Source organism: Streptomyces sp. NPDC058758, assembly GCF_042746075.1.
In the GTDB taxonomy this organism is placed as follows: domain Bacteria; phylum Actinomycetota; class Actinomycetes; order Streptomycetales; family Streptomycetaceae; genus Streptomyces.
Map to the genome: position 1 here is coordinate 1 of NZ_JBHYPS010000010.1, position 8,837 is coordinate 8,837.

General features: G+C 72.8%; 8 protein-coding genes. 3 read left to right on the forward strand and 5 right to left on the reverse strand.

Features of this window, described 5'->3' with window-relative positions; translation table 11 throughout:
- The coding region (locus ACFW6A_RS15015) for an FG-GAP repeat domain-containing protein (protein ID WP_386640838.1) at positions 1-253 on the forward strand (253 nt) is incomplete at its 5' end.
- 50 nt (positions 254-303) lie between these two features.
- Here ACFW6A_RS15015 and ACFW6A_RS15020 read toward each other — a convergent pair.
- The 4 genes from ACFW6A_RS15020 to ACFW6A_RS15035 form a co-directional block, all read right to left on the reverse strand.
- On the reverse strand, positions 304-1,794 hold the full coding sequence (locus ACFW6A_RS15020; RefSeq protein WP_386640841.1) for a long-chain fatty acid--CoA ligase: 1,491 nt from the start codon (positions 1,792-1,794) through the stop codon (positions 304-306).
- 69 nt (positions 1,795-1,863) lie between these two features.
- On the reverse strand, positions 1,864-3,573 hold the full coding sequence (locus tag ACFW6A_RS15025) for an aldehyde dehydrogenase family protein (protein ID WP_386640844.1): 1,710 nt from the start codon (positions 3,571-3,573) through the stop codon (positions 1,864-1,866).
- Positions 3,574-3,598: 25 nt separating this feature from the next.
- Positions 3,599-5,026 (reverse strand): MFS transporter, encoded by a 1,428-nt coding sequence (locus ACFW6A_RS15030; RefSeq protein ID WP_386640847.1) that lies wholly within the window; start codon positions 5,024-5,026, stop codon positions 3,599-3,601.
- A gap of 123 nt (positions 5,027-5,149) precedes the next feature.
- Positions 5,150-6,076 (reverse strand): TauD/TfdA dioxygenase family protein, encoded by a 927-nt coding sequence (locus ACFW6A_RS15035; RefSeq protein ID WP_386640850.1) that lies wholly within the window; start codon positions 6,074-6,076, stop codon positions 5,150-5,152.
- Positions 6,077-6,592: 516 nt separating this feature from the next.
- Here ACFW6A_RS15035 and ACFW6A_RS15040 point away from each other — a divergent pair.
- Positions 6,593-6,922 (forward strand): transposase domain-containing protein, encoded by a 330-nt coding sequence (locus ACFW6A_RS15040; RefSeq protein ID WP_351852022.1) that lies wholly within the window; start codon positions 6,593-6,595, stop codon positions 6,920-6,922.
- 129 nt (positions 6,923-7,051) lie between these two features.
- Complete coding sequence (locus ACFW6A_RS15045; protein ID WP_351851930.1) at positions 7,052-7,576, forward strand: hypothetical protein; 525 nt, start codon at positions 7,052-7,054, stop codon at positions 7,574-7,576.
- Positions 7,577-7,902: 326 nt separating this feature from the next.
- On the opposite strand, the gene ACFW6A_RS15050 is transcribed toward ACFW6A_RS15045, so the two are convergent.
- Complete coding sequence (locus tag ACFW6A_RS15050; protein ID WP_386640854.1) at positions 7,903-8,586, reverse strand: phosphotransferase; 684 nt, start codon at positions 8,584-8,586, stop codon at positions 7,903-7,905.
- Positions 8,587-8,837: the final 251 nt, after the last annotated feature.

The following is an 8,837-nucleotide window of genomic DNA, read 5'->3' on the forward strand; positions in this document are numbered from 1 at the left end:
GATGTACCTCGGCAAGGGCGACGGCACCTTCACCGCCCGCACCCGCATCGGCGGCGGCTTCGGCCGCTACTCCGAACTCGTCGGCGCCGGCGACTACGACCGCGACGGCAGGAACGACCTGCTCGCCCACGAGCCCGCCACCGGGAAGACGTACTACTTCTCCGGCACCGGCGGGCGGTACGCGCCGTTCGACCTGACCCGCGTCGGAACCGGCCTCTTCAGGACGGGCGGCACGCACGACCTCTTCTCCTGACCCGGAGGGGTACGGGGCGGTCCGCGCCCGGGTGCGGACCGCCCCGCGCGTCAGCGGCCGCCGGCCGGGCGCGGCGGCTCGATCTCCCGCTTGAGGATCTTTCCGGTGGCTCCCTTGGGGAGTTCGCCGAGGAGCCAGACCACGCGGGGGTACTTGTACGCGGCGACCTGGGCGCGCACGTACTCGCGGAGTTCGTCGGGGGTGGCGGTGGCGCCCTCGTGGAGGGCGACGGCCGCGCCGACCTCCTCGCCGAGCTCGGCGTGCGGCACCCCGACGACGGCCGCCTCGGCGACGTCGGGGTGCTCGTAGAGGACCTCTTCGATCTCGCGCGGGTAGACGTTGTAGCCGCCGCGGATGATCAGGTCCTTCTTGCGGTCGACGACGGAGAGGTACCCGTCCTCGTCGACGCGGCCGAGGTCGCCGGTGTGCAGCCAGCCGTCCACGAGGGCTTCGGCGGTGGCGTCCGGGCGTTTCCAGTAGCCCTTCATGACGTTGTGGCCGCGTACGCAGATCTCGCCGACGCCGTCCTCCACGGCGTCCAGGCGGACCTCGACGCCGGGCAGCGGGGTGCCGACGGTGCCGGCCTTGCGGGGGCGGTCGGGGTGGTTGAAGGTGACGACCGGCGAGGTCTCCGACAGTCCGTAGCCTTCGAGGACGGGGCTGCCGAAGGCCTTCTCGAAGCCGTGCAGGACCTCCACCGGCAGGGACGAGCCGCCGGAGGCGCACAGGCGCAGGGCGGACACGTCGTGGGCGTCCGGGGCGCGGTGGCGGGCGGCGAGGAGCGCGGCGAACATCGTGGGCACGCCCAGGAAGACGGTGACCCCGCTGGTCTCGAGGGCGTCGAGGGCGGCCCGGGGTTCGAAGCGGGGCAACAGGGCGAGGCGGGCGCCGACCGAGAGGGCCGTGTTCATCCCGCAGGTCTGGCCGAAGGTGTGGAAGAGCGGCAGGCAGCCGAGGACGACGTCCTGCGGTCGCAGGTCGAAGAGGTCGCGGGCGCACAGTTCGGTGTTGCGGGCGATGTTGTCGTGGGACAGTTCGGCGCCCTTGGGCTTGCCGGTGGTGCCGGAGGTGTAGAGGATCACGGCGGTGTCCCGGCCGCCGCCCACCGAGGCCGTGACCGGGTCGGGGTGGTCGGCGAGGAGGCCGGCGAGGGCGCCGGGCGCCACGGGAACGACGACGGTGTCGCAGCCCTCGGCGCCCTTCGCGGCCTCGTCGGCGACCGCGTCGAAGACGAAGAGCAGCTTGGCTCCGGAGTCCTGGAGGTAGTGGGCGATCTCCCGGGACTTCAGGAGCGGGTTCATCGGGACGACGACGGCGCCGGCCCGCAGCACGCCGTAGTACAGGGCGGGGAACTCGGTCAGGTTGGGCAGCATCACGCCGATCCGGTCCCCGGGGCGCACGCCGCGGGCGTCGAGCAGGGCGGCGACGCGGCCGACGGTCGCGTCGAGTTCGGCGTAGGAGAGCCGGGTGGTGCCCAGTTCGACAGCGGTGCGGTCACCGTGCTCGGCCGCGCTGCGGCCGAGGAGGTCGGCAAGGTTCATTCGGGGTCCTCTCGGGGGTGGTGAGGGCGGTGAGGGGCCGTGGAGGGGCCCCGGGGGCGCGGAGCGGGGTCAGCCGCGCAGCGCGGACGCGAAGATGCCGGGCAGCTTGGCGAGGGAGGGGGACGCGGTGAAGGCGGTGACCCGGCGGATCGTGGCGAGGGCGGTCTTGTGGGTGACGTAGAACGGCGGGCGCGGGGAGAGCGAGGGCGATCCGGTGAACAGGCCGCGCGGCGCGGGGGCGAAGGGGGCGCGCAGCACGGTCTTCTCCACGTCCTCCAGCATGAAGGCGTTGTGGACGAAGCCGATGCCGGAGCCGATGGCGCGTCGGGTGTGTCCGGGGTGGGCGCCCCAGGGGGTGTAGCCGAGCAGGAAGCCGATCGCGGACCAGCAGTTGACGCCGAGGGTCCCGTAGCGGAGCGCTCCGACGGCCTCGGCGACCTGCCGGGGGTGGCTCTTCTCGGTCCGGGGGTGGACGAGGAGGGTGGCGCCCAGGGTGCCGGGGAGGACGTCGTTGGCGAAGGCGACGGCCTCCTTCAGGAAGGCACCCGGGTCGGCGCCCGGCAGCCGGACGACGGCGAGGGCGCTGCCGAAGACCTCGTCGGTGAGCAGCGGGTCGTCGCGGTCGGTGACGTCGGGGACCAGGAGGCGGCAGCCGTCCTCGCCGAGCACTTCGGCCTCCGGGTGGGCGGCGCGGACGGCGGCGAGGCGGTCCCGGGCACCGGGGTAGTAGTCGGTGCGGGGCGGGAGGGCCCGCAGGACGGCGCGTATCTCGGTGAGGAGCTTCTCCGTGCCGTCCCACTCGGCCGGTACGACGAGGACCTGGCTGGCGATGCAGTTGTGGCCGGAGTTGTTCATCTTGCTGGTGACGATGTGCTCGGCCTGGTGGCGGAAGTCGGCCGCCGTCCAGGGGCCGGGGGTGACGATGCAGGGACTGACGCCGCCCAGTTCGCTGGTGAACTCCTTGTCGAGCAGGGGCGTGTCGTCGCGGCGGCGTTCCTCGGCCCGGTCGTCGGTTCCCCACACGAGCGCGTCGTGGGTGCGTTCGCTGCCGGTGACGTGCAGGGTGTCGATCCCGTCGTGGGCGGCGAGGTAGGCGCCCTCGGCCGCGCCGCCGGCGACGAAGCGGACCCAGCCGCGGTCGACGAACTCGGCGAACACGTCAGCGAAGTGGGGGCGCAGGTAGTCGTTGACCGGGTTCATCTTGGCGACGACGACCTGGTTCTCCGCGTACAGCTTGTGGAGGATGTCCAGGGCGGTGATCGCGGCGACGTTGCCCGCGCCGAGGACGAGGGAGACCCGGGGCCGGGGCGCCCGGCCCCGGTAGGGGCCGGCCGCGCGGTCGCGCACCCGGCGCGGGGTGGTGCCCGGCCGGGTGTGCACCTCGGCCGTGAAGCCGTTGAGCAGGAGGCGGTCCCAGCCGGTGGCGGGGAAGACGTCGACGACGGTGCGGCCGTCGCGTTCGCGGACGGCGCGGGCGGGCAGGGGCTCCCGCCCGGCGGCGATCCGGCGCAGGACGTGCAGCAGCGCGCCGACGTTCTGGGTCATGGCCCAGGGGGCGCCGATCCAGTCCTCGGCGGCGACGGGGGAATCGGGGCCGTAGCCCTTCGCGCGGGCGCCGGCGGCGGCCATCTCGGCGGCTCCGGCGGTGATGCGGGGCAGCATCCGCTCCAGCAGGGCGATGCGTTCGGCGAGCGGGGTGGCGGCCCAGCCGTCCCGGCCGGCGCGCAGGTCGGCGACGGCGCGGTCGAGGGCGTCGGTGTCGACGAGGGGGGTGGTCACGAGGTCTCCAGGGGGGCGGCGCGGTTCACTTGCGGAGGCTGGTGCGGAAGAGGGCGGCGTCGCGGGCCGGGTCGACGAGGGTGAGCGAGGCGAGGGCGCCGAGGGTGAGCAGGGCGCCGGAGAGGAGGACGGCGCTTTCGTAGCCGGCGTTGCCCTGGGTGTCGATGAACCTGCCGACGACCACCGGTGCGATCAGGCCGGCGGTGGTGACCAGCGCGTTCATCGTGCCGAGGGCGCCGCCGCGGCGGCGGGGCGGGGCCAGTTCCGCGACGGTGGTCGCCGCGATGGTGGCGTAGGAGCCGCCCGTGCCGAGGCCGAGGGCGAGCATCACCGTCTTCGCGGTGGCGGTGTCGGCGAGGGGGACGCAGAACAGGCTGACGGCGCCGATCAGGAGCAGGGCGCCGCCGACCCGGCCGCGGGCCGTACGGCTGCCGACGCCGCGCCGCATCAGCCGGCCGGTGAGCACCGCCTGGCCGAGCAGGACCACCGCCCCGACGGCCCACGGCGACACCACGAGCGTGCCGGCGGTGTCGGCCGGGTAGCCGAGTCCGTTGCGCAGGTAGGACGGCAGCCAGGCGACCATCAGGCCGACGATCCAGTAGCTGCTGAAGTAGGCGAGGGTGACGCCGGCCCAGGTCCGGGTGGCGAGGACGCGGCGATATCCGGGGACGGCGCCGGCCTCGTCGGCGGAGGCCGGTGACGTGGGCAGCGGGGAATCCGTACCGGGCGCGGTACCGGAGGTGGTGCTGGGCGCGGTACCGGAGGTGTCGGGGGCGGTACCGGAGGTGTCGGGGGCGGTACCGGAGGTGTCGGGGGCGTCGCCGCTCCGGAAGGGTCCGTCGCCGCCGGCCAGCAGCCACACCACCGACCAGAGCGCGCCGACCGCGCCGACGACCCAGAGGGCGGCGCGCCAGCCGTGCTCCTGGATGACCCAGGTCAGGCCGGGTGCGGCGGTGATGACGCCGAGGGTGACGCCGAGGGTGACCAGGGCGCCGGGGAGGTTGCGGCGGTGGTCGGGGAACCAGGAGAGGGCTGCCTGCTGGGCGACGGGGAAGGCCGGCCCCTCCGCCGCGCCGAGGACCAGCCGGGAGCCGATCAGGACGGCGAGGCCGCCGCCGATCGCCGGCGGGATCTGCGCCAGCGACCAGAGCACGGCCATGGCCAGCAGGAGCCGGCGGGTGGCGACGCGGTCGGCGAGCAGCAGGCCGACCAGTGCTCCGGAGACGGAGAACAGCAGGAAGAAGGCGCTGTTGGCCAGGCCGAACTCGGTCGCGGTCAGGCCGAGGTCGGCCCGGATCTCGTCGGCCGCGAGACCGAGGACGGACTTGTCCGCGAAGTTGACCATCATGAAGACCACGAGCAGGCCGGTGACGGTCCAGGCGCGGCGGTTCGGGTGCTTCGTGGTCGGGGCGGCACCGCTCGGCGGTCGGGGTGCGGTCTCTGTAGCGGTCACGGGGTCCTCCGGGGGTGCCGGGCTGCGGGCTCACGGGAGGGCTTTCGGCGGCGGGCGCCGCCGAAAGCCCTGGTGGGGCGGGGGTGGGGCGGGGAGGGCAGGACGAGGGGGTCGCGGTGCGGGTCAGGACAGGGGGACGCCCGCGATGGCGATGCGCTCCATGACGCGGCGCTGCGGGAAGTAGTCGTTGACCGCGTAGTGCTGGGTGGCGATGTTGTCCCAGACGGCGAGGGAGCCGGGCTCCCAGTGGAAGCGGATCTGGAACTCGGGGATGCGCGCCTGGAGGACGAGGATGTCGAGGAGGTCGCGGTTCTCGGCCTCGGAGAGGCCCTTGATGAAGCGGGTGAAGGGCTCGTTGACGTAGAGGGTCTTGCGGCCGCTGCGGGGGTGGCGGACCACGACGGGGTGCTCGACCTGCGGCCAGTCGGCGCGGAAGGCGGCCTTCTGCTCGTCGTTCATCAGCGCGCCCCAGCTGGCCTCCCAGTCGTGGACGGCGGTGAGGTCCTCGATGCGGGCCTTCAGGTCCTCGGGCAGGTTGTCGTACGCGGCGGCCATGTCGGCCCACATGGTGTCGCCGCCGGCGGCGGGCACCTCGACGGCGCGCAGCACCGCGCCGAGGGACGGGTTGGCCATGAAGGAGTGGTCGCTGTGCCAGATGTTCTTGTTGCCGGCGGCCTTGCCGTCCTTGGCGAGGCGGGAGATGCCGGCGTCGCCGGTCTTCGGGAAGAAGGGGTTGGGCTCGGTGGGGCCCCAGACGGCGGAGAGGGCCTGGTGGTGGTCGGCGGTGAAGCCGTGCTGGTCCCGGAAGAAGACGACCTTCCATTCGAGGAGCGCCTGCCGCAGCTCCTCGGCGAGGTCGTCGGTGATCGGGCGGGTCAGGTCGATGTCGGTCAGGACGGCACCGAAGTGCGGGGTCATCGGCTTGACGCCGAAGAGGGTGTAGGTGGTGGGGGCGGTCCCGGGCGCGGTGCGGTTCAGTTCGCGCCGCCCGTAGTGCATCAGGGGCTTGTCGAGGACGGGCTTGGGTGCGGCGACGGCGTCGGTGATCATGCGGTTCCTCTTCGGGGGAGGCGGGATGGCGGGCCGGCGCGGCGCACGGCGGCGTCGGGCGAGGACGGCCGGCCGCCGGTTCGTGTGCGCGGCGGTTCACCAAATTCGTTACCGGGAGTATCGATATTCGGGCGCACCTCGGCAAGGGGGTACGGCCGAAAATGTGCGGGACCTTCGGAAGAAAGGGCCCTTCCACGAGGCCGCCAAGGCAGCGGACGGCACGCAGTGTCACCTCGCGGCACGCGGTGCCTTACGGGAGGAAGGCGAACCACTCACCCGAAAACCCCTCGGTGCGCCCGGAGTCCGGGCCGCGGCCGCCGAACCTCGTCGGTACGCGGAACGCTCCGCGACCCCGCGAACCACCCTCGGCCGCACGGTGCGGCGCCGCGGCCCCTACGGGGGCGTCAAGACCGCACCGGAAAGCCCTGGGGGCCAAGGCAGGACAATGCAGTTGCCTTTGAGTCGCGGGGATCGTTGCCCCGCGTGCGTGTGACGGGGTGGGGCGCGGGGCGGCGGGTGCGGTTCGGGATCCTGACGAAGGTGTTCACCACTGAGCTGGTGGACGCGACGATAGCCAAGCACGACCGTGCCGAGCGGCGGCGCCGACTCCTTCCGGCGAAGCTGGTCGTGTACTTCGTCCTGGTCCCATGCCTGTTCGCCCGGGAGTCGTACGAGGAGGTGCTGCGGGTGCTGACCAGCGGCATCCCCGGCAGCCGGGCCCTCGCGCGGGTGAACCGGTCGTCGTTCTCCCAGGCCCGCGCCCGTATCGGCGAGGACGTACTGGAGACCGTGTTCCGCCAGGTGGCCGGCCCGCTAGCCACCCCGGCCACGCCCGACGCGTGGTGACGGGGGCTACGGCTCCTTGCCCTGGACGGCACCCAGTTCGACCTTCCCGATTCGACGAGCAATGGCGACACCTTCGACGGCCCCTCCACCACCGGCGGCGTCCCTTTCGCCTTCCCCCAGGTCAAGGCGGTGGTCCTCGCCGAGATCGGAGTGCACGGAGTCCTAGACGCCCGCCTCGGTGACTACCGCGATGGCGAACGTAGCCTTGCCTACCCGCTGGCCGGCTCGACCGGTCCCGGCGACCTGGCCATCGCCGACCGCGGCTTCTGGTCGGCCGAGTTCGCTCACGTCTTCACCACGGTGGGCGCGGATCCGCTGGTCATGCTCCAGTCCACCCACCTCGGCCCCGCCGGGCCGATCAGGTCACGGCCCCCGGAAGGCGTCCGGCAGGAACTGTGGGCCTGCCTCGCCGTCCACCACGCGATCCGCCAATTCGCCCACGCGACGGCGCTCGCCCGTCCGGTCGCGAACCTCGACCGTGTCCCCTACCCGAAGTGCGTCCGCATCGTCCCTTCCCAGCTCGGAGCCACCGCCACCAAGCTCACCCGTTCCTTCGCCGAGGCCGAACGGAGGCACGTGCACGCCTCCTGCCGGCCCGGCGCGGCCGGGACTGCCCGCGCGCGATCAAGAAACCGAACCGCTGGCCCGTGCTGAGGACCCGAGCCAGACGCGGCACTGTGCAACCCGGTCGCTGGGCGCACAACCAGACCTCGAAGCCGAAGACAACCGCCGGGCCGGGAGGCCAGTGCTCAAGGGAGGGTAAGCCCTCTCACCGCTCCGAGAGTCGCGGCTGTCCCCGCGGTTCGCCAGCGGCATGGCTCAGAGACCGGCGGTCTTCTCGCCCCAGACATCGGCAGGGTGCTCGTCGCCCCGGCCACCGCGATCATCACCGTCCGCAGCCTGATCCACCGGGCCTGGTACACCCACCGCTGGGACACCCGACCCCGCCCACCTCGCCTCCGATGGTCCCAGCCCACCTTCTACTGGAGGGCGTTCTCCTGCGCGTCGGCTCCTGCCGCCAGGATCAGGGCAGCCGCCTCGTCAAGAGCGGCGATCTCTTCCTGGGTGAGGGTCGGATTGGCGGCCCGCCGGGCCCGGGCCTCAGGCAGCAACATTCCGTCGGTGCCGCCGAGTTGACGCACCAGAGCAGGGAGGATGGTCCGGGCGATCTCGGCGACGGCTGGCATAGTGAGCGCCGCCTGCGCAAGGATCAGCGCGGTCATCGCGGTGTCCAGGCCGGGAGGGCCCTCCTGGGCGGTGGCCCAATCGATCACCACGGGGCCGTCCAGGGTGAGGAAAACGTTCTCCGGATGCAGGTCGAGGTGGATGATGCGGTGGGCTGGGTCGGCCCCGGTCCGGGGCGGGATAGCGTGCAGTCGCAGGAGCAGATCAGCCAGCAACTCACCCGCCTCCTCGCCGCTGAGCGTGCCCGCGACCAGCGCCTCCCGCATCGTCGGCCCCGACAGCCGCTGCATGACCAACTCCCCGGCCTCCGCACCCGGCCACACTGCCGGCACCGGATACCCGTGCTCGGCCAGGTACGCCATCACGACCGCCTCCCCGGTGGCGTCCTCACCGCCGCGGTAGCGCCGCACCACCCGGCCCTCGTCGAGGGCGAACACGTCCGCCGTCCGCCCCGCTCCGATCAATTCCCCGATCTCCATCCGGCAGAACTTACACGGAGCGCCGCCGGAGCTGCGTCGAGTTCTTCATCGACTTCGCCACCCTCTACAGCCTGATCCGACGAGCTGGTACACCCTCCGCTGGGACACCCGGCCCATCAGCACCCCGCATCCGATGACCTACTGGCGGACGCTCTAACGAGCTGGTGCGTGATAGTGGTGTAGGCGTGTTTCGCCTGGTCGTGGCCTTTTCTCAGGTGTTGGCGGTGCGGTCGGAGACAAGGCCGGCGATG